Genomic DNA, 20,330 nt, shown 5'->3' on the forward strand with positions numbered 1-20,330 from the left:
GCGCCTTACCAGCGGCGCACCGGCCCGGTGTCGATGTGGACGAACTGTTCGTGCGGGTAGTAGCCCACGCCGCCGGCCCTGAGCGACAGCGCGACGTCGCGCAGGTCGGCCAGCGGCACGCCCGGCACGCGCACGTCGATCGCCCGGCCTTCCATGTGCAGGCTGTGCGAGGCGACGCCGCCGCCGCGCGTGGCCTTCAGGTGCGTGTTGGTGGCCGGGGCCCGGTAGCCCGAGATCACGTGGAAGGGCTGGTCGGTGCCGAGCTCGCGGTGCACGGCGTGCAGCAGGTCGTGCAGCCTGGGGTCGATGCGGCCGACCTCGCCCGAGTAGTGGTCGCGCAGGAAGTGGTCGAGCGAGCCCAGCGCGTCGGGCAGGTAGTCGTCACCGCGTGCATAGACGACATCGATGTGTTCGTGGGTGTGCAGGTGGTTCATCACCAGTTCACGTGTCGAGGCCCCCCGCGCGCGCGCCGGCAGCAGGACGGCCGGCATGGCCGCGACGGCCGTCAGCGTGGCGCCGTGGCGCAGGCCCAGGCGCAGGAAATGGCGGCGGGGCGGGCAGCGCTGGCGCTCGGGCGGTGCAGTCATCGGTGGGTGTCCTCCTCGCTCGGCTGGTTCACGCGGCGCGCATCCAGCGCGGCCTGCAGCCGCGCGTCGTGCCCGTACACATCGTCGTAGAAGTAGATCCGACCCTTCTTCACCAGAACGGTTCCGTAGGCGATCAGGACGGGAATGGGCTCGGCCAGCGGGATGGTGGTCGAGGTGCCGGCCGCCATCTGCGCGCGGATGCGGGCCTCGTCCCAGCCCGGCATGCCGGCCATCGCGAAGCGCGCCAGCGCCACCGGATCCTCGACGCGAATGCAGCCGTGGCTGAAATCGCGCCGTTCGCGCGCGAACAGGCCGACGGTGGGCGTGTGGTGCAGGAAGATGTGGTCGCGGTTGGGAAACACGAATTTGATGTCGCCCAGCGCATTGGCCGGTCCCGGGCGCTGGCGGATGCGCAGCTGGCCGGCGCGCACGGCATCGAGCTTGTCCTGGGTCAAGACGGTGTCCACCCCGCCGGCGCCGACGAACTCGAAGCCCTGGCGCGTCCAGTAGCCCGGCTCACGGCGCAGGCGCGGGATGGTCTCGGCCCGGGCGATCGACGGCGGCACGTTCCAGTACGGGCTGAACTCGATGCTGCGCATGCGCTCGTCGAACAGCGGCGTCTCGTGGTCCATCGCCTCGCCGACGATGACGCGCATCTCGGCCTGCACCCGGATGGCCCCGTCGACGACCTCGTAGGCGCGCAGCACGTACTCCGGGATGTTGATGACGATCATGCGCGGGCCCTGCGTCAGCGGCGTCCAGCGCAGGCGCTCCATCGTCAGGGCGATCTGGCGCGCGCGCTCGGCCGGCGGCACCTCCAGCGCCGCCACGGTGGCCCGGCCGAGCACCCCGTCCGTCTCCAGGCCGTGGCGCTGCTGGAAGCCACGGACCGCCTCGACCAGCGCACCCTCGTAGGCCGCCGGGGCCGCCGTGCCGGGCGGCAGGTCGCCCAGCAGCGCCAGCCGTTCGGCCAGCGCCGGCAGCCCGGGCCAGGGCTGGCCGGGCTCGAGCTTGCCGCTGCGCGCGCGGCGCGGCACCGGCAGCGCCGCCAGACGCTGCGCCCACGCCGCGTGGCCGGACAGCGCACGCATGCTGGCCAGGGCGCGGCGCAGGGCACCGTACAGCGGCAGCGGCGGGACGGCCGCGTCGACCGCATCGGCCAGGCGGCCATGGGCGATCGCGGCCCGCAGCGCTGCTGCCGGGTCGAAGCCGGCACGCGGGGCGACGCTGAACTCGTGGTGAATGGTGTGCGGGTCGATGCGGCCGAAGGCCAGGTCGGCCAGGAAGCGTTCGAAGGTGGCCGTCAGCGCCTCGTCCGCCGGGCCCGTGGCGAGGCGGCTCGCGAGGGTCTCGGCGCCGTAGTCGAGCGGCTCCAGGCCGTGGTCGGCAGCGGCGGCGAGCAAGGCCACCGCCTCGTCCGCCAGGGCGGCTGGCCAGACCAGGCCGGCGGGCGCATCGACGAGGTTGCCGGCACGGGCCGCCAACGAGGGCAGCAAGGCCGCCGCCAGGGCCAGAAGCCCGTCACGCCGCCGCATCGGGTGATCGAGCAGCATGGCCTGGATTGTCCGTGACGGGCCGCAGCGCCCCTGTGCCAAGTGTCACGCCGCGGCCAGGCTGCGGTGGGGTGAGGCCGAGACTAGAAGTCGCACGCCGCCAGACCGCCGCGCAAGCCCCAGTTCTCGCGAGGCAACTCGTGCAGGACGATGGCCACATGGTCAGGCGGTATGCCGAACGATTGCAGGCGGGCGACCAGGCGTTTGTAGAGGGCTCGCTTGCTGTCCGTGGAGCGCCCCGGAAAGGACTCGATGGTGACGACGGTCCACTTCTCCGGGTGCGGCTTCGAAGCCGGGCAGGTGAAGCGATGCGGTTCGTGGGCAATCAGGCGCTCGCACCGCGCCCCGGCGGCGACGTCGAATGTTTCGCGCAGGGCTTCATGTACTTCCTCGAGAAGACGAATCTCGTCCTCGGGTGTGTACCGGGTGCGAACTTCAACCGTGACGTGCGGCATCCTGGCTTTTCCTGTGCGGCCTGACGTGAATTCGACCGCAGTATGCCCGCAGGCAGGGCGCGTCGAACGGGCAGGCGGGAGTGTGCGCCTGCGCAGACATGGCACGGTCAGACTCGTTCGATCACCATCGCGATGCCCTGGCCGACGCCGATGCACATGGTGGCCAGCGCGTAGTGGCCGCCGGTGAGCTCGAGCTGGTTCAGCGCGGTGGTCACGAGGCGGGCGCCCGACGCGCCCAGCGGGTGGCCGATGGCGATCGCACCGCCGTTGGGGTTCACGTGATCGGCGTCGTCCGGCAGGCCGAGCTGGCGCAGCACGGCCAGCGATTGCGCGGCGAAGGCCTCGTTCAGCTCGATCACGTCGATCTGCGACAGCGCGAGGCCGGTCAGCGCGAGCACCTTGCGGCTCGCCGGTGCCGGGCCGATGCCCATGATGCGCGGCGGCACGCCGGTGACCGACATGCCCAGCACGCGGCCGCGCGGCATCAGGCCGTGGCGTGCCATGCCGGCTTCCGAGGCCAGCAGCACGGCGCAGGCACCGTCGTTGACGCCGGACGAGTTGCCGGCCGTCACGCTGCCGTCCGGGCGCACCACGCCGCGCAGCCTGGCCAGCGCGTCGAGCGAGGTGTCGGGCCGCGGCTGCTCGTCGGCCTCGATGGTCTTCGCGTCGCCCTTCCTCTGCGGCACGCGCACCGGCGCGATCTCGCAGTCGAAACGGCCATCGGCGAACGAGCGCGCCCAGCGCTGCTGGCTGCGCAGCGCGAAGGCATCCTGGTCGGCGCGCGAGATGCCGAAGTCCTGCGCGACGTTCTCGGCCGTCTCGGGCATCGTGTCGACGCCGTGGCGCTGCTCCATCAGCGGGTTGACGAAACGCCAGCCGATGGTCGTGTCCTCGATCCTGGCCACGCGCGAGAAGGCCGAATCCGCCTTGCCTATCACGAAGGGCGCACGGGTCATGCTCTCCACGCCGCCGGCGACGACGAGGTCGGCTTCGCCGGCCTTGATCGAGCGCGCGCCGATGCCCACCGCATCGAGGCTGGAGCCGCACAGCCGGTTCACCGTGGTGCCCGGCACATCGACCGGCAAGCCGGCCAGCAGCGCAGCCATGCGCGCGACGTTGCGGTTGTCTTCACCAGCCTGGTTGGCACAGCCGTAGACGACGTCGTCCACCGCCGCCCAGTCGACCGTGGGATTGCGGGCCATCAGCGCCTGGATCGGCGCGGCCGCCAGGTCGTCGGCTCTCAGCGAGGCGAGGGCGCCGCCGTAGCGGCCGAAGGGCGTGCGGATGGCATCGCAGATGTAGGCGTATCTCATGTAAGGCGCTTCCCGTGGCCTGGGGTCCATCTGTGGATCAGTCGGCGTGATGTGGGATCGTAGGAATCGCCGGGTGAGGCGGGCAGGTGCGATCTTCTGATGCAGGGTCGGGGTTAGTACGGGGCGTCGCGGGACGCCCGCTCAGCGGGTCATTCGATCGGAGCGCTGGTGGCTCAGCGCGCCGCGCTGGGCCCGGCCATCGGCGCCTTCCTAGTCGATCAGGCGGTGCCGCATCGCGTACTGCACGACCTCGGCGTCGCTGGCCAAGCCCAGCTTGTCGAGGACGCGGCTGCGGTGCGAGCCGACGGTCTTGACGCTCAGGCACAGCCGGGTGCCGATCTCGGTCAGAGAGATGCCCTGGGCGATCTGCAGCATGACCTGCATCTCGCGCGGCGTGAGCGCGCCGTGCGGGGCGCCGGGCGCCGTTGAGTCCGGGGCGGCGCCGAAGGCCGGCGTGACCCAGATGCCGCCGGCGGCCACGTGGCGGATGGCGCGCATCAGTTCGTCGGTGCCCACGTCCTTCGACAGGTAGGCGTTCGCGCGCGCCTTGTGCGCCCGCCGCGCGTACTGCGGCTCGACATACATCGACAGCATGATGACCGGCAGCCGGGGGAACTCGGCGCGCAGCGCGGCGAGCGTGTCCAGCCCGCTGCGCGCGCCCATGTTGATGTCCATCAGCACCACGTCGTACTGGTGCGAGCGCATCAGGGCCAGCGCCGCCGCGCCGTCGGCGGCCTCGCCGGTGACGCAAATGTCGGGCTCGTCGAGCATCAGGCGCGTGATGCCGGCGCGAAAGATCGTGTGGTCGTCGACGACCAGCAGGCGCAGCGCCATCGTCAGGCCGCCGGCGCTGCCAGCGGCAGCCGCAACAGCAGCTCGGTGCCGCCGGTGCCGCCCGGCCCGATCTTCAGCGTCGCGCCGATGTCGCGCGCCCGCTCGGCCATGCTGAACAAGCCGATCGAGCCGGCGCGACGGGGCGCGGCGTCCATGCCGCGGCCGTTGTCGGCCAGGCGCAGCATCAGCGCGCCTTCGCGGGTCGCCAGTTTCAGCTCGACCTTCGAGGCTTGCGCGTGGCGCGCCACGTTGGTCAAGGCCTCCTGCACGATGCGGAAGATCTGCATCGAGGTGGCCGGCGGCAGCCCCTCGGGCGCGCCGGTGCCGCTGACCGCCACCGCCAGCCCGTGGCGGGCGCCGAAGTGCTCGACGGCCTGGGTGAGCGCAGGGCCCAGGCCAAGCGGGTCGAGGCTGGCGGGGCGCAACTCGTCGGAGATGGAGCGGGCGGTCTCGATGGTCTCCTGCATCAGCTCGACCAGCGAGCCCGCGATGGCGTGCAGTGCTTCGAGGCCCGGTGCCGACGTGCGGCGGACGATGCGCGAGACATCGAACTTGGCCGAGCTGAGCATGCCGCCCAGCACGTCGTGGACTTCGCGCGCCAGCCGTGCGCGCTCGACCTCGCGCGCCGAGTCGATGTGCTTGGCCAGCCGGCGCAGCGCGGCCTGGGCCTGCACGCGCTCGGTGATGTCCAGCGCGACACCGGCAAGCGCCGGGCGGCCGCGGCATTCGACGCGCGACGCATGCAGATCCAGGTGCACGATCTCGCCGTCCTTTCGAACGCCCTTGGTGGCGTAGTGGATGGCCTGCACCTCGCCGCTGATGCGCCGGCGGTAGTTGTGCATCACCTCGTCGACCGAGTCCGGCGTCACGCAGCCCGCGATGTGGCGGCCGATGAACTCGGCCCGCCCGTAGCCGAACATGGCCGCGAAGGTGTCGTTCGCGTACACGAAGCGCTCGTCGAGCACGACGTAGAAGCCGGCCAGCGATTGCTCGGCGATCGCGCGGAACGGGACATCGTCGAACGCGAGCGGCGGATCACGCGTTGTGCCCGAGATCAAAGAATGAACATTTCGATTTATGGCTAAAGGCGAGTTCATTTGAACTCAATGATAGCGGCGTTGCGCATCGACCGGGCCAGCTCGCCGAACCCGCGGGCCGCCAAGGCCTCGGCAGCGCCGAGGCGATCGCGCGCATCCTTGTTCTGGCCGAGCTTCGCCTTGCCGACCAGCGAGGTGATGGCGATCTCGATGCCCACGACCTGGCGCAGCATGGCGTCGATGAACTCGGGCGCGGCGTCGCCCATCTTCCAGGGGCTCGGTTCGGCCGCTTCGTGACGCCGGGTCAGGCGCGCGACCAGACCCCGCACGAAGCGTTCGTCGTCGCGCACGGTCAGCGTGCCGTGCGCGTGCACCACCTCGTAGTTCCAGGTCGGCACCTGGCGGTGCGCCTCGTGCTTGCTCGGGTACCAATTGGGCGACACGTAGGCCTCGGCGCCACGGAAGATCACCAGCACCGGGGTGCCCGAAGGGCAGCGCTGCCACAGCGGGTTCGCACGCGCTACATGGGCGCGAAGCGTGCCCAGCGGGCCCTCGGCAGGGTCGAGCTCGAAGGGGAGGTGATCGGCGTCGAGTCCCGCAGGCCCCGATGTCACCAGCGCGCCGAGCGGGTGCTCGCGCATGAGCCGGTGCAGTTCCTCGGGCTGGTCTTGAGCGAAATGCGGTGGGATGTACATCGCGGGCGACGGGGTTTCGGGCAGGAAACAGGGCTGCACTGTCAGCCCAAACCGGCACAATCACAAGATCCAGTTTTCGTGATTCTTGATGGGCCAGTTGCGCACGCCATCTGCCGGGCCTCCCGCGGCCAGCCGGGCCGGGCGCCGCATCTACGACTTGCTGCGCGGTCAGATGGCCGACGGGACGCTGCCCTCGGGGGCGCGCCTGCCGTCCACGCGCGCCCTGGCGGCCGACCTCGGTGTGTCGCGAACGACGGTCACGGCGGTCTACGAGCAGTTGGCGGCCGAGGGCTTCATCGCCACGTCCGCCGGGCGAGCCGCCCGCGTTGCCACCCAGCTGGCGCCACGCGAAGCGCCACGTCCGATCAGGCGCGCCAGGATGGCGCCACCGCTCTCGACCTTCGGTCGCCGGGTGGAGAAGATGGTCATGTCCGCGTTGCCCGCTGCCGAACCGTGCCGCATCGACTTCCTCTATGGCGCGGTCGCCTCCCGAGACTTTCCGGCGCTGGTGTGGCGCCGTGCCTACCAGGCCGCCCTGCTGCGCCACCAGCAGAGCCTGTACTACGCGCCGCCCGAGGGCGATGCGTCGCTGCGCCGCGCGCTGCAGGGCTATCTGGCGCGGGCGCGAGGGCTCGGCTGCGACGCCGAGCAGATCGTCGTCGTGCACGGTTCGCAGCAGGCGATCGACCTCTGTGCGCGCGTGCTGCTGGACCCGGGCGATGCCTTCGTATTCGAGGATCCGGGCTACCTGATGGCCCGGCGGTGCTTCGAAGCGACGGGCGCCAGGCTTCTGGCCGTCCCGGTGGACGGGCAGGGCCTGGACACCGCGCGCCTGCCACAGGTCGATTCGGTGCGCCTCGCCTTCGTGACGCCGTCGCACCAGTTTCCGCTCGGCGGCATGCTGCCCATGGGCAGGCGACAGGCGTTGCTGCACTGGGCGAGCCAGCATCGCGCCTGGGTCATCGAGGACGACTACGACGGCGAGTTCCGCTACGGCCAGCGCCCCATCGATGCCTTGCAGTCGATCGACAGCGAGGGCCGCGTCATCTATGTCGGCACCTTCTCCAAGGCGCTGTCGCCGCAACTGCGGCTGGGCTACCTGGTTCTGCCGCCCGAGCTGGTGCCGGTGTTCCGGCAAGCCAAGCGGCTGACCGACCGCCATGCGCCGGTGCTGGAGCAGCGCGCGCTGGCATCGCTGATCGACAGCGGCGCCTACGAGCGCCATGTGCGGCGGGCACGGCGCGAGAACGAGCGCCGGCGCACGGCGCTGCTCGATGCGATTGCGCGGTATCTGCCGGCCGATGCTCGCGTCGTCGGCACCGCGGCCGGGCTGCACGTGGTGCTGTGGTTGCCCTTCCTGAAGCAGCAGGACGAGCCGGCGCTGGTGGCGGCGGCGCGCGCCCGCGGCGTGGGGGTGTACCCGGTGTCGCCCCTGTTCGCTGGCGCGCCGCCGCGCACGCGGGCTCGGCCCGCCGGGCTGATCCTGGGGTACGCCAGCCTGACGGTCGATCAGATCCGGCAGGGTGTGCGCACCTTGGCTGCCGTGACAGCCGGCCTGCAGGCGGCCGCGCGGTGAGGGCTCGCCGTTTCATGCTGCAGACCGGCGCTTGATTCGCGGCGCTTCGCCGGCGTCCGCCACCGCTCGGCTCAGGAGCCGGCTGCCAGGACCTGGGCCACGAGGGGGCACAGCTGCTCGAAGGAGTTTTCCTTCTCGAGCAGGCCACGCACGCCGAGGGCGGCGGCGCGGGTGCGCAGATCCTCGGTGAGGTAGCCGGAGCTGATGATGACCGGCAGGTCGGGGCGGACGAAGGCGAGCTCGCCGGCGACGTCCAGGCCGGAGCAATCGGGCATGTTGAAGTCGGTGACCACCAGGTCGACGCTCTCGGGCGCCGCGCGCACCGCGTCGATCGCCGCGCGCGCATCGGTGTAGGCGCTGACCTCGTAGCCGGCGCCTTGCAGCAGGCGCGCGGCGACCAGCATCATGGTCTCGTCGTCGTCGATGTAGACGACCCGCTCGCCGCGGCCGCCGACGGGCACGGTGGCACGCGCCGGCTCGGCTTCGCCAGCGGCCGGCATGTCGCAGGCCGGGAAGTACAGGTGGAAGGTCGTGCCCAGCCCCGCCTCGCTGTCGACCCGGATGCCGCCGCCGTGCGAGGTGACGATGCCGTGCACCACCGACAGCCCGAGCCCGGTGCCCTGGCCGACCGGCTTGGTGGTGAAGAAGGGCTCGAAGATGCGCTCGCGAACGGCCGCGTCCATGCCGACGCCGGTGTCGCTGACCCACAGGTGCGCGTAGCGGCCCGGGGCGAGTACGCCGGCCTCGCCGAGCGCGGCCAGGTCGGCGCTGCCGGCGTCGAGCCGTGTCTCGTCCAGGCCGATGGTGATGCGGCCGGTGCCGTCGGGCAGCGCATGCCAGGCGTTGGTGCACAAGTTCATCAGCACCTGCTGCACCTGTGTCGCGTCGGCGCGGGCACAGGGCGAGGCGGGCGGCACCGCGGCCTCGAGCGACACGCGGGTGGGCAGCGTCGCGCGCAGCAGCGTGTGGGTCTCGGCGACGATCGGCGCCAGCGGTTGCACACGCAGCTCCTGCGGCTGCTTGCGGCTGAAGGCCAGGATCTGCCGCACCAGCTCGCGCGCGCGCAGGCCGACCCGCTGGATCTCGTCGATGCTGACCAGGCACGGGTGGTCGGGCCCGAGTGCCTGCCGCAGCAGCGTCGCGTTGCCGAGGATCGCGCCGAGGATGTTGTTGAAGTCGTGCGCGATCCCGCCGGCCAGCGTGCCGATCGACTCCATCTTCTGTGCATGTCGAAGTTGCGCCTCGAACTGGCGCAGGTCCAGCTCGGCCTGTCGCCGCTCGGCGCGCACGGCAGCCTGGTTCAATTCGCGCTCGAGCGCGGGCGCCAGGCGCGTGAGGTTCTGCTTCATCACGTAGTCGCTGGCGCCGGCCTTCATCGCCCGCACCGCGGTCTCTTCGCCGATCGTGCCGGAGACGAAGATGAACGGGATGTCGATACCGGTGGTGCGAAAGGCGTTCAGCGCGTCGATGCCGCTGAAGCCGGGCATGCTGAAGTCGGAGATCACCGCATCCCAGTGCTCTTCGTGGAAGGCCCCGAGCAGCGCGTCGATGTCCTGCACGCGCCGATGCGTGAGCTCGAAGCCGCCCCGGCGCAGCGCGCGCAGCGCCAGCCGGGCATCGTCCTCCGAGTCCTCGACGACGAGGAGCTTGAGCACTCGATTCACAAGGTGCCCTTGGGCGGCGCGACCTGGTTCAGCGCCAGCCAGTAGATGCCGAGCACGCGCACCGCCTCGAGGAACTCGGAGAAGTCCACCGGCTTGCGCACATAGCTGTTGGCACCGAGCGAATAGCCGGAGATCAGGTCCTGCTCCTCCTTCGACGAGGTCAGGATGACCACTGGCAGGAACTGGGTCCGCTCGTCGGCGCGGATGGCACGCAGCACGCTCAGGCCGTCCAGCCGGGGCAGCTTCAGGTCGAGGATCACCAGCGTCGGCAGCGGGGCCTCGGCGCGCGCCTCGTGGGCGCCGCGGGCGAACAGGAAATCCAGCGCCTCGACGCCGTCACGCACGACCTCCACCGGGTTCATCAGATGGCTGCGCTTGAAGGCGCGCAAGGTCAGCGTGATGTCGTCCGGGCTGTCCTCGACCAGCAGGATGACCTTGTTCCCGTCGTTCATTGTCGGCTCCCTTCAGGCTGAAATAGAACGTGGCCCCGCGCCCCGGCGCGGCCTGCACCCAGACATCGCCGCCATGGCGGCGGAACACGCGCTGCACGGTCGCCAGGCCGATGCCGGTGCCGGGGTACTCCGCCTCGTGGTGCAGGCGCTGGAAGGCGCCGAACAGGCGGTTCACGTACGCCATGTCGAAGCCGGCGCCGTTGTCGGCCACATGGCCCACGAGCTGGTCGCCCTGCCGCTCGGCACCGACACGGATCAGCGGCTCGGCGGTCTTGCCGGTGAACTTCCAGGCGTTTTCCATCAGGTTCTGCAGCGCGACCTGCAGCAGCGCGCGGTCGGCCTGCACGACGATGCCGTCGTCGATCTCCCAGCGAACGTGGCGCGCGGGCTGCTGGCGCGACAGCGTGTCGGCGATCTCGCGCGCCATCGCGCTCAGGTCCACCGGCCGCAGGTTCAGCTCGGCGCGCGTCACGCGCGACAGGCCCAGCAGGTCGTCGATCAGCCGGCCCATGCGCTGGCTGGCGGCGCGGATTCGCTGCAGGTGGTCGCGCCCTTCGTCGTCGATGCGGTCGCCGTAGTCCTCGAGCAGCGCGAGCGAGAAACCGTCCATCGAGCGCAGTGGTGCGCGCAGGTCGTGCGAGACCGAGTAGCTGAACGACTCGAGCTCGCGGTTCAGGGCCGTCAACTCCTCGTTGCTGAGCTCGACCTGGGTGAAGGAGTCGCGCAGGGCCCGGGTCATCGCATCGAAGTGGCGCGACAGCTCGCCGATCTCGTCGGCGCGGTCGGTCTGCAGCTGGAAGGTCCAGTTGCCCGCGGCGATCTCGCGCGTGGCCTGCTCGAGCCGCGCGATGGGGCGCAGCACGTTGCGCTGGATCACCCAGGCGCCGCCGGCGCTGGTCAGCGCGAGCAGTGCGAGGCCACCGACGATCACCCCCAGCATGCCCTGCTGGGCCGTCTCGATGCGCTCGGACGCGTGCACCGTGAGGTGCGAGACGTCGGCCAGGTTGTCCTGCTGCATCAGCAGCAGCTGGCTCGACAGCTGGGCCTCGAAACGGCGCTGCACCTCGGGGTCGGCGTGGCGCTGATCGGAGGCCGCCTGGAACTCGCCGAACAGGCGGTGCGTCTGGGCCAGGCGTTCGCGCAGGTCGTCGGCCAGGCTGGCGCTCTCGGCGTCTTCGCCGAAGCGCAGCTGGGGCAGCAGCGACGAAAGGCGCTGCCAGGCCAGCGCTTCCTGGGCGCGCGAACGGTCGAGCCGGTGCAGCAGGAACTCGAAGCTGACCAGTTGCAGGTCGCGCAGCGCTTGCGCCACCTCGGCGGTCTGGCGCCGCTGCTGGCTCGCGTCGCGCAATTCGGCCTGCGCCCAGGCGGCCATCGCGCCGATCAGCACGATCGCGCCGAAGGTTGCCGCGGTGGTGAGCCAGCCCTTGGTGCGGATCTTCATCGTCAGTGCACCACGGTGACCCGCGCCGGCGCCTCGGCCATCAGCGCGTCGAGGTACAGGTGGGGCAGCAGGTCAGGCACCGGGCGGGGCGGCGCGTAGCCGCGCGTCATGGCCCAGCGCGCCTCGTCTTCCCAGGTGATCAGCTGCGACTGCCGCTGGTCCACGCGCAGCGCGAGGTCGGCCCACAGCGGCTGCAGCTCGGCCGCGGGCAGCTTCAGGCGCTCGGCTACGAGCGCCAGCGCCTGCTGTGGCTCTCGGCGCAGGAAGGCCTCGGCCTGCAGCAGGGCGCGCACGAGGCGCCGCATCGTCCCGGCCTGCGCGGCGAGGGTGTCCTTCCGGCCGATGACGACGTGCGTGGTCGTGTAGGACAGCGGCGCGGTGAAGGTCAGCGCGTTGGGCCCCAGGGCCTGCTCGGCGTCGCGCCGCACCGGTTGCCAGGTGGCCACGGCATCGACCACGCCGTCGGCCAGCGCCGGCGCGAGACGGCCGGGCGGCAGGTCGACCAGGGTCACGGCCGTGGGCGGCAGGCGCTGGCGGATCAGCCAGGCCCAGAGGAAGTACTCGCCGCTCGTGCCCGCTGTCACGCCGACGCGCTTGCCGGCGAGATCGGCCGGGGCCGCGATGCCGCGGTCGCGCCGCGCCACCAACGCCATCTCGCTGGCGACGCTGGCCACCGTGGCGACCACGGCATAGGGCTGGCCCTGCAGCACCGCGACGACGAAGGGCACCTCGGCCGCGGCCGCGAGGTCGACCTCGCCGGCGGCGAGCTTCTCGAGCGCCGCCTTGCCGTGGCTGGCAGCCACCAGCTCGACCGTCAGGCCCTGCTCGGCGAAGCAACCGCGGGCGGCCGCCAGGTGCAGCAGGCTGGCGTGCGGGGTGGACGACACGGCGATGGTGAGCGGCCGCCCCGGCGTGCCGGGCGACGCCGCACTGGCGAGGCCCACGCCCCAGGCGAAACAACACGGCCACACCAGCCGCATGGCCCGCCGCAACCAGCCGGCGAGGGCAGCGAAAACCATCAAGTCTTCTCCCTGGTCCTGCGGCTTATGGCACCGCTTGGCGATTACGGGCGAGCGTACGTCGCGGCCGCGCGCCTGACAAGACGCTTCGCGGTCGGATCGAGGGTGATGCGCTTGCGCAGTCACCGGGCCTGGCGCAACATGCCCGGCAGTCGACCGCCACGCCACAAGAGTTCAGGGAGAAGACGGTGGGGGACACGCGCGCGCCATTCCTGTTGCTGGCCCACCACCGGTCGGGCTCGAACCTGCTCAACGACCTGCTGCAGGCGCACCCGTGCATCGAGTGCCTGAACGAGCCGTTCTCGATGCACACGCCGTTCTTTCGCGAGCACGACCTGCAGCCCTGGGCCGCCGGTGATTTCGAGCCGAGCCGGCTGCACCGCCACCTGCCCGATGGCGATGATCTTCGTCCATTTCTTCACGCCTTTCGCGACTATCTGGAATGCTCCTGCGCGCAGCGCGTGATCGGCTTCAAGGAGACGGGCCTGTTCGGCAAGCTGGGCTGGCTGCAGGCCTTCATGCCCAGGCTCAAGCTGATCCTGCTGTGGCGCGAGCCGCGGGCCATCGTCTCGTCGGTGCTGCGCAGCGGGCTGATCGATTTCTGGGACTACCGTGAACTGGTGCCGCCGGCCTTCCGGCGCCTGTTCCCGCAGGCGCCGCCGCCGCGCGGGGCGATGGGCAGCCGGGAGGAACTCGCCGGCCTGGCCGCGATGAGCGTGGCCACGCGCTACGAGCTCGCGCGGCGCGCGCTGCCGGGCTTCGAGCACCTCGTCGTCGGGCTGGACGACGTCGTGCAGCGGCCCGGCGAGACGCTCGGCGCGCTGGCCCGCTTCCTCGGCGTGGCGCCGCACCCTGGCCCGCTGCAGTTCCTGCAGGGCCGCCAGGTGGCCAGCCGCGGCGGCACCTTCTCGTCGGTGCGCGAGCCGCAGCGCGTCACGCAGGGCTGGCAGCAGCACCTGGGGCCGAGCGAGCTGGCCGCGATCGAACACGTGCTGGCCGTGGCCGGCTGGCACGACCCTGCCGCGGTGTGGGCACGCCGTGGCGAATGGACGAAGGAGACGACCCCCGATGGACCCGAAGATGCTGATCCGGCGCTATCGCGATGAAGCCGTGGCCTGCCGGCTGTGGCTGGGCCCGGGCCACGCACCGCGCCGGCTGCGCGTGGCGACGACGCTGCTGAGCGCGGAGCTCGCCGCGGCCGTGCTCAACGAGATGGGGCTGCCGCCGGAGCCCGCGTCGTCGTACCGCCACGTCAACGTTCACAACCCGCGCCATGCGCTGAGGCACGACCGCCGCCGCGGCGGCTGGGTGGCCGTGCCGGGCCTGGAGCAGCACCCCGTGTGGGGCCTGAACTGGGACGCCGCGGTGCTGCTGTGCCGGCAACTCGGCGCCCGGCTGCCCACGGCCGCCGAGTGGGAGGGCTTTGCCGCCGGCGGCGAGCCCGGCGTGGCCTACCCCTGGGGCGATGCCGAGCCCAGCCCGGCGCGCGCCAACTACGACGAGCACTACGCCGGCACCACGCCGGTCGGCACGTTCCCGCCCAACGCACTCGGGCTGTACGACCTGGCCGGCAACCTGGCCGAGTGGTGCGAGGACGCGCCGCCGGGCGGCCCGGCAAGCGAGCGCGTGGCCAAGGGCGGGGCCTGGAGCAAGGGCGCTGGCTTGCTGCACATCCGCGCCAGCCGCAGCAAATGGGCCCGGCTGGGCACGACAACGATTGGCCTGCGGCCCGTCTGGGACTGAAATTGGCGAACCTGGAACATCCATGAAGCTGGTGATTTTTGATCTCGACGACACGTTGATCGACTTCGCCTCGACGCGCCAGGCGGCCTACCGCCTGATTGGCGAGGTGGTCGAGCGGGAAGGCATCGCGGCCGAGCCCTTCCTGCGGGCTTGCGCCGAGGTCGACCGGCCGTTGTTCGCCCGCTTCGAGCGCGGCGAGCTGACGCGCACCGAGTACCGCGCGCGGCGCTTCCTCGAGCCCTTCGACCACGTGCGCAGCACGCCGCGCGACGGCCTGGTCGAGGAGCTCAACCGCCTGTTCATGGATTGCGTCAACGACCGGCCGCTGCTGCACGACGATGCCTTGCCGGTGCTGCGCCGCCTGCGCGCGCAAGGGCTGTGGACGGCGATCCTGACCAACGGCCCGTCCGACGGCCAGCGGCGCAAGCTGCGCGCGACGGGGCTGGGCGAGGCGGTCGACCTGGTGGCCATCGGCGAGGAGATCGGCGCGAGCAAGCCGATGGCCCGCGCCTTCCGGCACGTCGTCGATCACTTCGGGCTGACACCGCCGCAGGCCTTGATGGTCGGCGACTCGCCCGCGCTCGACCACGACGCCGCGCTCGACGCGGGGCTGGCCGCGCTGCTGCTGGACCGCGCCGGGCAGCACGCGGGCAGCGCGCGGGCCTGCGTCGGCTCGCTGCACGCCGTGGCCGGCGGATGAAGGGCCGTTCGGTGCCGCGCCGTCAGCGGCCGGCCGCGTGGTGCGCCGCCAGCGCCTCGGCCAGCGTGCGCGAACGCTTCAGGCAGCCGTAGGCATAGCGGTAGCCGTGGCTGCTGGGGTGCAGGCCGTCGCTGGCGAAGTAGCGCGCACGTTCGCGGGCCAGCAGGTGGCGGTGCGGCCCGGCATGAAAGCCCACGTACTCGACGCCGTGGCGCAGCGCGACACGCCGGAACATCTCGCAGGCCACTTCCGTGCGGCGCGACATCCACCAGCTGAACGGCGGGCGGAACAGCGGTGCGAGCCCCAGGTCGCCCGGGCCGAGCCAGACCACGCGCCGGCCCAGGTGGCGCAGGCGCAGCAGCAGCGGCTCGGCCGCATCGGCCAGCGCATCCAGCTTGCCGCTGCGCATGATGTCGTTGCCGCCGACATGCAGCAGCACGAGGTCGAAGCGGGCGGTGTCGCGGCCGAGGTGCCGAAGCTGCGCCGGCACGTCGGCGATGCAGGCGCCGCCGATGCTCAGGTTGACGAGTTCGGCATCGCGGTAGTCGGCCGCCAGCAGCCCGCCGATCGCCTCGGTGGGGTGGTCGGCGCCGACGCCCACGCCAGTGCTGTCGCCGACGATCAGCACGCGTTGGCGGGCGCGCCGGGTACGGTACTGGTAGGGCCGTGCCGGCCGGCGGGACCGGGCGTCGCGCAGCGCGCGCTGCACGCGCAGGACCTGATCGACGCTCACGGCCGCCAGCAGGCCGGCGGCGCACATCCCCGCGTAGCCCAGCAGCGCGAGCGGGCTGAACGGAAGGCGGGGTAGAAACAGGTCGAACATCGCAGGGGTCAGCGTAGTCAGGCGGGCTGCAGGGAGCAAACCACGTGCCTGCAACCCCCCGACAGCATCGAGGTCGATCGCCGTGCCGGTTCACAATCCATCGATGAGCGTCCATAGTGTCACTTTTGACGGCGCCGCGCTCGCGCGCGAGGCGGTCCGCGCACTGCGGCCTTCGCAGATCCGCGAGGTCGCCAACGCCGGCCTGGGGCGGCCCGACGTGCTGCCCTTCTGGTTCGGCGAATCCGATCGCGTCACCCCCGCGTTCATCCGCGAGGCGGCCAGCGCGGCACTGGCCGACGGCGCGACCTTCTACTCGCACAACCTCGGCATCGCGCCGCTGCGCGACGAGATCGCCGGCTATGCCAGCGCGCTGCACGGGCCGACCACGGCCGCGCAGGTGGCCGTCACGAGCGCCGGGGTCAGCGCGCTGATGCTGGCCACGCAGCTCGTCGTCGGTGCGGGCGACCGGGTCGTCGCGGTCACGCCGCTGTGGCCCAACCTGGTCGAGATCCCGAAGATCCTCGGTGCCGAGGTGCAAACCGTGCCGCTCGGCTACGGCCCCGACGGCTGGGCGCTGGACCTGGACCGCCTGCTCGCCGCGCTGACGCCGGGCACGCGCCTGCTGTTGCTCAACTCGCCCAACAACCCCACCGGCTGGGTCATGCGGCGCGAGGACCAGCAGGCGGTGCTGGACCACTGCCGACGTCTGGGCATCTGGATCCTCGCCGACGAGGTGTACGAGCGGCTGTACTACGCGGGCGAAGGCACGGCCTGCGCGCCGTCCTTCCTCGACATCGCGCGGCGCGACGAGCGCGTGCTGTGCGTCAACTCGTTTTCGAAGGCCTGGCTGATGACGGGCTGGCGCCTGGGCTGGATCGTCGCGCCCGAGGCGATGATGGGCGAGCTGGCCAAGCTCGTCGAATACAACACCTCGTGCGCGCCGGCCTTCGTGCAACAGGCCGGCGTCGCTGCCTTGCGGGATGGCGAGCCGGTGGTGCGCTCGCTGGTCGGCAGCCTGCGCGAATCGCGCGACCACCTGGTGCGCGCGCTGTCGGCGCTGCCGCGCGTGCAGGTCAGCGCGCCGCCGGGGGCGATGTACCTGTTCTTCAGGCTGCCCGGGGCCGAACACAGCCTCGACCTGTGCAAGCGCCTGGTCAGCGAGGCCGGCCTGGGCCTCGCGCCAGGCAGCGCCTTCGGGCCCGAGGGCGAGGGCTTCGTGCGCTGGTGCTACGCCTGCGATCCGGCCCGGCTGGACGAGGGGGTGCGGCGGCTGGCGGCTTGGCTCGGCGCCTGAGGTCGCCCGCCAAGGGTGCCGGTGTAAGTCCACCGCCACCGCGTCGGCGCCCCCCGGCCGCCTCGAGAGTCGTTCAGTAGGTCTCGAGGTGCAGGCGCCCTTGCTGCTTCAAGGAAGCGCCCACCTCCGCCCAATCCAGCCCCGCCTGCTCTGCCACTTCCTTGAGCGCCAGGACCACGCCTTCTTCCATCGCCTTCAGGCCGCAGACGTAGAAGAACGCGTTGGGGTCGGCCAGCAGCGGCACCAGGTCGGCCGCACGCTCGCGCATCAGGTCCTGCACATAGCGCTTGGGCTGGCCGGGCGTGCGGCTGAAGGCGAAGTTGGTGTCGATGAAATCCTTCGGCAGGTTCTGCAGCGGGCCGAAGTAGGGCAGCTCCTCCTTCGTGCGCGCGCCGAAGAACAGCAGCAGCTTGCCGCCTTCGAACTTGCCGGATTGGCGCAGGCGCCGCCGCCACTCGGTCATCGCGCGCATCGGCGCCGAGCCGGTGCCGGTGCAGATCATCACGATGTGGCTCTTCGGGTGGTTCGGCATCAGGAAGCTGGTGCCGAAGGGCCCGATGACCTGCACCGTGTCGCCGACCTTCAGGTCGCACATGTAGTTGCTGGCCACGCCGCGCACTGGGCGGCCCTGGTGGTCCTCCAGCACGCGCTTGATCGTCAGCGAGACGTTGTTGTAGCCGGGCCGCTCGCCGTTGCGCGGGCTGGCGACCGAATACTGGCGCGCAAAGTGCGCGCGGCCGGCGTCGTCGGTGCCCGGCGGGATCACGCCGATCGACTGGCCCTCGAGCACCGGGAAGGGCATCGTGCCGAAATCGAGCACGATGTGGTGGGTGTCGTATTCCTTGCCGACCTCGGTGACGCGCACGTTGCCGGTCACGGTGGCGGTCGCGGTCTTCTCGGCGGCCTTCGGGCCGTAGAGGTTGGCGTAGGGGTGGGCGGCGGACCAGGGCGCGATCGATGCGCCGTACTGGCCGGCGTTGAAGGCCTCGGCGCCGACCGTGGTGTGCTGCGCCGCGCTCGCGGCGGTGGCCTCGGCCACCAGCGTGTCCGGCAGCACCGCGTCGGCCGGGATGCCGGCCTCGGCGAGCTGCTCCGGCGTCAGCTCGGCCGGCAGTTCGTCCCAGCCGAGTTGGGCCTCGACCGTGTAGGCCGCCACCGCCGGCACCATGCGCCAGTTGTCGATCGAGCCGGTGGGGCAGGGCGGGATGCAGTCCATGCACATATTGCACTTGGACGCATCGACCACGTAGTTGCGCGAATCGTGCGTGATCGCGCCCACCGGGCAGGTCGCTTCGCAGGTATTGCAGCGAATGCAGATCTCGGGGTCGATCAAATGCTGCTTCAGCAGGCCGAGCTCGGTGGGGGCGTTCATCGCGCGCTCCTCGGGTGGAGAAGGTTCTTCAGTTGAACCGGACGTACTCGAAGTCGACCGGCTGGCGGTTGATGCCCATGACGGGCGGCGCGATCCAGTTGGCGAACTTGCCCGGCTCGACGACGCGGCCCATCAGGCTGGCGACGAAAGCGCGGTCAGTCTCCGACGGCAGCCACTGGTCGACCTTGGCGGCCCACTCGGCTTCGGACACCACCTGGCCTTCGGGCGACACCTTGGCGCCCGACAGCGAGCCGATGCTGCGGTGGAAGGCCTTGTGCGGCGTCTTCAGGCGGAACGGAATGCCGGCCTTCTCGATCACCTTGTTCCAGCGCTCCACACCGGCGCGCGAATCGGCGATGTAATCGTCGCGCAGCACCTCGTTCAGCGCGTTGAGCATCGGCACCTCGCGCTCGACGAGCTGGCCGTTGCTCACGCTGAGCACGCGGTAGCTCTGCCCGCGCAGCTGGTGGTCGTCGACGCGCTTGCCTTCCTCGTAGCGGCCCTTCAGGCCGGTGGAGTAGAAGGTCGCGGCGTTGCTCGACTCGTCGGCGCCGAACAGGTCGATCGTCACCGAGAAGTGGAAGTTCAGGTAGCGCTGCAGCGTGGGCAGGTCGATCACGCCGGCCGCGCGCAGCTTGGCCGGGTCGTCGGTCTTCATCTCGTTCATCGCGGCGCAGGTGCGCTGGATCACGCGCGAGATGCCTGACTCGCCCACGAACATGTGGTGCGCTTCCTCGGTCAGCATGAACTTGGTCGTGCGGGCCAGCGGGTCGAAGCTCGATTCGGCCAGCGCGCACAGCTGGAACTTGCCGTCGCGGTCGGTGAAGTAGGTGAACATGAAGAACGACAGCCAGTCGGGCGTCTCTTCGTTGAAGGCCTGCAGGATGCGCGGGTTGTCCTGCTGGCCCGAGCGGCGCTCGAGCAGCGCCTCGCCTTCCTCGCGGCCGTCGCGGCCGAAGTACTTGTGCAGCAGGTACACCATCGCCCAGAGGTGGCGGCCCTCTTCGACGTTCACCTGGAACAGGTTGCGCAGGTCGTACTGGCTTGGGCAGGTCAGGCCGAGATGGCGCTGCTGCTCGACCGACGCCGGCTCGGTGTCGCCCTGCGTGACGATGATGCGGCGCAGGTTGGCGCGGTATTCCCCGGGCACGTCCTGCCAGGCGTCCTCGCCCTTGTGGTCGCCGAAGTGGATCTTGCGGTCCTTCTCCGCCGGGTTGAGGAAGATGCCCCAGCGGTAATCGGGCATCTTCACGTGGCCGAACTGCGCCCAGCCCTGCGGATCGACGCTCACCGCGGTGCGCAGGTAGACGTCGAAGTTCTGCGAGCCGTCCGGGCCCATGTCCTGCCACCAGTGCAGGTAGTTGGGCTGCCACTGCTCCAGCGCGCGCTGCAGGGCGCGGTCTTCGCTCAGGTGCACGTTGTTGGGGATCTTCTCGCTGTAGTCGATCGAGGACATGGGGGGTCTCCGTGGAGTGGGAAGCCGGGCCGGGAAGGAGGCGGGCGTCGGGTTTACGCACTAAACTGCAGCACTCGCCCGCCTTGATCTGCATCATAGTTCATGCAGTTTCCAGACGCAAGCACTGCAGTAAGCGGGCGCGCTTGACCGGCGAGGCGACGGCAGCTAGAGTCCTAATGCAGCATACTGCATGAGCAGCCCCGCTGGCTTTGACCCAGCGCAACCCATGCCCCCAGGGCGCAGGCCACACATGGAACTCCTCTCCAACCACCTCGGCGGCCAATGGCGCGCCGGCTCCGGCAACGGCACCGTGCTC

At 71.1% G+C, this 20,330-nt stretch carries 19 protein-coding genes; 5 read left to right on the forward strand and 14 right to left on the reverse strand.

Annotated features, from left to right (window positions below):
• Positions 1-5 precede the first annotated feature (5 nt).
• The 7 genes from VJ693_RS06450 to VJ693_RS06480 form a co-directional block, all read right to left on the reverse strand.
• Positions 6-587 carry a YcbK family protein gene (locus VJ693_RS06450; RefSeq protein WP_324152688.1) on the reverse strand — a complete coding sequence of 194 codons (582 nt, stop codon included), beginning with the start codon at positions 585-587 and terminating at the stop codon, positions 6-8.
• The gene (locus VJ693_RS06455; RefSeq protein ID WP_324152689.1) at positions 584-2,140 is read right to left on the reverse strand and encodes a L,D-transpeptidase family protein; all 1,557 of its coding nucleotides are present in this window, start codon (positions 2,138-2,140) and stop codon (positions 584-586) included. Before VJ693_RS06455 ends, VJ693_RS06450 begins: the two co-directional genes overlap by 4 nt.
• Positions 2,141-2,223: 83 nt before the next feature.
• Positions 2,224-2,595, reverse strand: a complete 372-nt coding sequence (locus VJ693_RS06460) for a tautomerase family protein (protein ID WP_324152690.1) — start codon at positions 2,593-2,595, stop codon at positions 2,224-2,226.
• A 107-nt stretch (positions 2,596-2,702) separates the two neighbouring features.
• Positions 2,703-3,908 carry a 3-oxoadipyl-CoA thiolase gene (pcaF, locus tag VJ693_RS06465; RefSeq protein ID WP_324152691.1) on the reverse strand — a complete coding sequence of 402 codons (1,206 nt, stop codon included), beginning with the start codon at positions 3,906-3,908 and terminating at the stop codon, positions 2,703-2,705.
• A 210-nt stretch (positions 3,909-4,118) separates the two neighbouring features.
• Positions 4,119-4,742, reverse strand: a complete 624-nt coding sequence (locus VJ693_RS06470) for a response regulator transcription factor (RefSeq protein WP_324152692.1) — start codon at positions 4,740-4,742, stop codon at positions 4,119-4,121.
• Positions 4,743-4,744: 2 nt separating this feature from the next.
• Positions 4,745-5,800 carry a PAS domain S-box protein gene (locus tag VJ693_RS06475; RefSeq protein WP_324152693.1) on the reverse strand — a complete coding sequence of 352 codons (1,056 nt, stop codon included), beginning with the start codon at positions 5,798-5,800 and terminating at the stop codon, positions 4,745-4,747.
• A 35-nt stretch (positions 5,801-5,835) separates the two neighbouring features.
• The gene (locus VJ693_RS06480; RefSeq protein WP_324152694.1) at positions 5,836-6,474 is read right to left on the reverse strand and encodes an FMN-binding negative transcriptional regulator; all 639 of its coding nucleotides are present in this window, start codon (positions 6,472-6,474) and stop codon (positions 5,836-5,838) included.
• 88 nt (positions 6,475-6,562) lie between these two features.
• Here VJ693_RS06480 and VJ693_RS06485 point away from each other — a divergent pair, with 88 nt between their 5' ends.
• Positions 6,563-8,050, forward strand: a complete 1,488-nt coding sequence (locus tag VJ693_RS06485; RefSeq protein WP_324152695.1) for a PLP-dependent aminotransferase family protein — start codon at positions 6,563-6,565, stop codon at positions 8,048-8,050.
• A 71-nt stretch (positions 8,051-8,121) separates the two neighbouring features.
• On the opposite strand, the gene VJ693_RS06490 is transcribed toward VJ693_RS06485, so the two are convergent.
• From VJ693_RS06490 to VJ693_RS06505, 4 genes are read right to left on the reverse strand one after another with little or no spacing between them, the layout of a single operon-like run.
• Positions 8,122-9,714, reverse strand: a complete 1,593-nt coding sequence (locus tag VJ693_RS06490; RefSeq protein ID WP_324152696.1) for a hybrid sensor histidine kinase/response regulator — start codon at positions 9,712-9,714, stop codon at positions 8,122-8,124.
• Positions 9,711-10,166 carry a response regulator gene (locus VJ693_RS06495; protein WP_324152697.1) on the reverse strand — a complete coding sequence of 152 codons (456 nt, stop codon included), beginning with the start codon at positions 10,164-10,166 and terminating at the stop codon, positions 9,711-9,713. Before VJ693_RS06495 ends, VJ693_RS06490 begins: the two co-directional genes overlap by 4 nt.
• A complete protein-coding gene (locus VJ693_RS06500; protein WP_324152698.1) occupies positions 10,051-11,607 on the reverse strand; it encodes a sensor histidine kinase in 1,557 nt (518 codons plus the stop codon). Before VJ693_RS06500 ends, VJ693_RS06495 begins: the two co-directional genes overlap by 116 nt.
• 2 nt (positions 11,608-11,609) lie before the next feature.
• On the reverse strand, positions 11,610-12,626 hold the full coding sequence (locus tag VJ693_RS06505; RefSeq protein WP_324152699.1) for an NrtA/SsuA/CpmA family ABC transporter substrate-binding protein: 1,017 nt from the start codon (positions 12,624-12,626) through the stop codon (positions 11,610-11,612).
• Between the two features lie 188 nt (positions 12,627-12,814).
• Between VJ693_RS06505 and VJ693_RS06510 the strand changes: the two genes are divergently transcribed.
• The 3 genes from VJ693_RS06510 to VJ693_RS06520 are packed head-to-tail and all read left to right on the forward strand — an operon-like array spanning position 12,815 to position 15,069.
• Entirely contained in the window at positions 12,815-13,732 is a 918-nt protein-coding gene (locus tag VJ693_RS06510; RefSeq protein WP_324152700.1) for a sulfotransferase, read from the forward strand.
• Positions 13,695-14,369 (forward strand): formylglycine-generating enzyme family protein, encoded by a 675-nt coding sequence (locus VJ693_RS06515; RefSeq protein ID WP_324152701.1) that lies wholly within the window; start codon positions 13,695-13,697, stop codon positions 14,367-14,369. The genes VJ693_RS06510 and VJ693_RS06515 overlap by 38 nt, the downstream gene beginning before the upstream one ends.
• 22 nt (positions 14,370-14,391) lie before the next feature.
• Positions 14,392-15,069: an HAD family hydrolase gene (locus VJ693_RS06520; protein ID WP_324152702.1), complete on the forward strand. Its 678-nt coding sequence runs from the start codon at positions 14,392-14,394 to the stop codon at positions 15,067-15,069.
• Positions 15,070-15,091: 22 nt separating this feature from the next.
• Here the strand turns inward: VJ693_RS06520 and VJ693_RS06525 are convergent, their stop codons facing one another.
• Entirely contained in the window at positions 15,092-15,892 is an 801-nt protein-coding gene (locus VJ693_RS06525) for a GDSL-type esterase/lipase family protein (protein WP_324152703.1), read from the reverse strand.
• A 103-nt stretch (positions 15,893-15,995) separates the two neighbouring features.
• On the opposite strand from VJ693_RS06525, the gene VJ693_RS06530 reads away from it, so the two are divergent.
• On the forward strand, positions 15,996-17,186 hold the full coding sequence (locus tag VJ693_RS06530) for a pyridoxal phosphate-dependent aminotransferase (protein ID WP_324152704.1): 1,191 nt from the start codon (positions 15,996-15,998) through the stop codon (positions 17,184-17,186).
• Positions 17,187-17,259: 73 nt separating this feature from the next.
• Here the strand turns inward: VJ693_RS06530 and boxA are convergent, their stop codons facing one another.
• Positions 17,260-18,558, reverse strand: coding sequence for a benzoyl-CoA 2,3-epoxidase subunit BoxA (boxA, locus tag VJ693_RS06535; RefSeq protein WP_324152705.1), 1,299 nt, complete (start codon positions 18,556-18,558; stop codon positions 17,260-17,262).
• A gap of 28 nt (positions 18,559-18,586) precedes the next feature.
• Positions 18,587-20,014 (reverse strand): benzoyl-CoA 2,3-epoxidase subunit BoxB, encoded by a 1,428-nt coding sequence (boxB, locus tag VJ693_RS06540; RefSeq protein ID WP_324152706.1) that lies wholly within the window; start codon positions 20,012-20,014, stop codon positions 18,587-18,589.
• Positions 20,015-20,330: the final 316 nt, after the last annotated feature.

Source organism: Ideonella sp. (assembly GCF_035254525.1).
GTDB lineage: Bacteria > Pseudomonadota > Gammaproteobacteria > Burkholderiales > Burkholderiaceae_C > Ideonella.

Excerpts from the sequence above, each read along its gene's own strand:
- VJ693_RS06450 (WP_324152688.1), bottom strand. The coding sequence starts at position 587 with ATGACTGCACCGCCCGAGCGCCAGCGCTGCCCGCCCCGCCGCCATTTC.
- VJ693_RS06455 (WP_324152689.1), bottom strand. The coding sequence starts at position 2,140 with ATGCTGCTCGATCACCCGATGCGGCGGCGTGACGGGCTTCTGGCCCTG.
- VJ693_RS06460 (WP_324152690.1), bottom strand. The coding sequence starts at position 2,595 with ATGCCGCACGTCACGGTTGAAGTTCGCACCCGGTACACACCCGAGGAC.
- pcaF (WP_324152691.1), bottom strand. The coding sequence starts at position 3,908 with ATGAGATACGCCTACATCTGCGATGCCATCCGCACGCCCTTCGGCCGC.
- VJ693_RS06470 (WP_324152692.1), bottom strand. The coding sequence starts at position 4,742 with ATGGCGCTGCGCCTGCTGGTCGTCGACGACCACACGATCTTTCGCGCC.
- VJ693_RS06480 (WP_324152694.1), bottom strand. The coding sequence starts at position 6,474 with ATGTACATCCCACCGCATTTCGCTCAAGACCAGCCCGAGGAACTGCAC.
- VJ693_RS06485 (WP_324152695.1), top strand. The coding sequence starts at position 6,563 with ATGGGCCAGTTGCGCACGCCATCTGCCGGGCCTCCCGCGGCCAGCCGG.
- VJ693_RS06495 (WP_324152697.1), bottom strand. The coding sequence starts at position 10,166 with ATGAACGACGGGAACAAGGTCATCCTGCTGGTCGAGGACAGCCCGGAC.
- VJ693_RS06500 (WP_324152698.1), bottom strand. The coding sequence starts at position 11,607 with ATGAAGATCCGCACCAAGGGCTGGCTCACCACCGCGGCAACCTTCGGC.
- VJ693_RS06505 (WP_324152699.1), bottom strand. The coding sequence starts at position 12,626 with ATGGTTTTCGCTGCCCTCGCCGGCTGGTTGCGGCGGGCCATGCGGCTG.
- VJ693_RS06515 (WP_324152701.1), top strand. The coding sequence starts at position 13,695 with ATGGACCCGAAGATGCTGATCCGGCGCTATCGCGATGAAGCCGTGGCC.
- VJ693_RS06520 (WP_324152702.1), top strand. The coding sequence starts at position 14,392 with ATGAAGCTGGTGATTTTTGATCTCGACGACACGTTGATCGACTTCGCC.
- VJ693_RS06525 (WP_324152703.1), bottom strand. The coding sequence starts at position 15,892 with ATGTTCGACCTGTTTCTACCCCGCCTTCCGTTCAGCCCGCTCGCGCTG.
- VJ693_RS06530 (WP_324152704.1), top strand. The coding sequence starts at position 15,996 with ATGAGCGTCCATAGTGTCACTTTTGACGGCGCCGCGCTCGCGCGCGAG.
- boxA (WP_324152705.1), bottom strand. The coding sequence starts at position 18,558 with ATGAACGCCCCCACCGAGCTCGGCCTGCTGAAGCAGCATTTGATCGAC.
- boxB (WP_324152706.1), bottom strand. The coding sequence starts at position 20,014 with ATGTCCTCGATCGACTACAGCGAGAAGATCCCCAACAACGTGCACCTG.